This window comes from Gilliamella sp. Choc6-1 (assembly GCF_001690385.1).
GTDB lineage: Bacteria > Pseudomonadota > Gammaproteobacteria > Enterobacterales > Orbaceae > Gilliamella > Gilliamella apicola_A.
Genome location: NZ_LZHI01000063.1, coordinates 1 through 985, shown reverse-complemented (window position 1 = coordinate 985; position 985 = coordinate 1). Strand labels below are relative to the sequence as shown.

Genomic DNA, 985 nt, shown 5'->3' with positions numbered 1-985 from the left:
TTGCTTGCGCTAGGTTGTTAAAAAGATATAAATCTAACACTTCAGTTCGATAAGTCCGGTTAAATCGTTCAATGTAACCATTTTGATAAGGGCTACCGGGCTTTATATAATCAATGGCTATATCATGTGATTTAGCCCAGTTTATAAAGGTTTTTCCTGTAAATTCTGGTCCATTATCTACTCGTATTTTTAATGGATATCCATGATATTCAGCCAGTTTATCTAAGTAACGGGTAATCCTTCCTGCTGGTAAGCTTACTGCAATATCAATCCCTAACGCCTCACGATTAAAGTCATCGATGACATTGAATGTTCTAAAGCGACGTTGATTACGACTACTGTCACTCATAAAATCCATTGACCAACATTCACCTTGTTTATTGGGGGCTAATAACCTTTCTGGGCATCGTAGAGGAATACGTTTTTTACGCTTTACCCTGAGATTAAGCTTTAATTCACAATACACCCGATATACCCGTTTATGATTCCATTTATAGCCGAGCTTTCTGATACGATTAAAACATTTAGGAAAACCCCAGCGTAAATGCCTTTCCGTGATAGCATTCAACACCGAAATAATCACTGAATCATCCGGTAACTTAGGTTTATAATAGTAAGCACAACGGCTTAAGCCAACAATGGCACAACTCATAGTAATAGTAACTGAATGATTTTGTTGTAGTTGCTGTGCCCACGTTTTACGTGCCTTTGTGGGCACTAAAGCTTTTTTATGATTTCTTCCTGAAGCTGGGATTTTAAGCTCAGTTCGGCAAACATCTGCTTAAGCTTGCGATTTTCAGCCTCCAGCTCCTTTAAGCGTTTGATATCCGAAGTTTCCATTCCGCCGTATTTTTCTCGCCATTTATAGAAAGTTGAATTACCCACGCCATATTTACGGCACAGTTCTTTAACCGGAATACCCGCTTCAGCTTCTTTTAAAATAGCGACGATTTGATGTTCAGTCATTTTTTTCATCATTAAATCC

The 985-nt window shown here is 38.3% G+C and carries 2 protein-coding genes; both read right to left on the bottom strand.

All coding sequences use genetic code 11. The features are described 5' to 3' along the window. Window positions 1–718 (bottom strand): IS3 family transposase (locus A9G36_RS07820; RefSeq protein WP_065585608.1); only part of this gene is annotated, 718 nt, incomplete at its 3' end. After that, window positions 718–985: transposase (locus A9G36_RS07815; RefSeq protein ID WP_141670639.1), on the bottom strand; the 268-nt coding region annotated here is incomplete at its 5' end. The genes A9G36_RS07815 and A9G36_RS07820, both read right to left, overlap by 1 nt.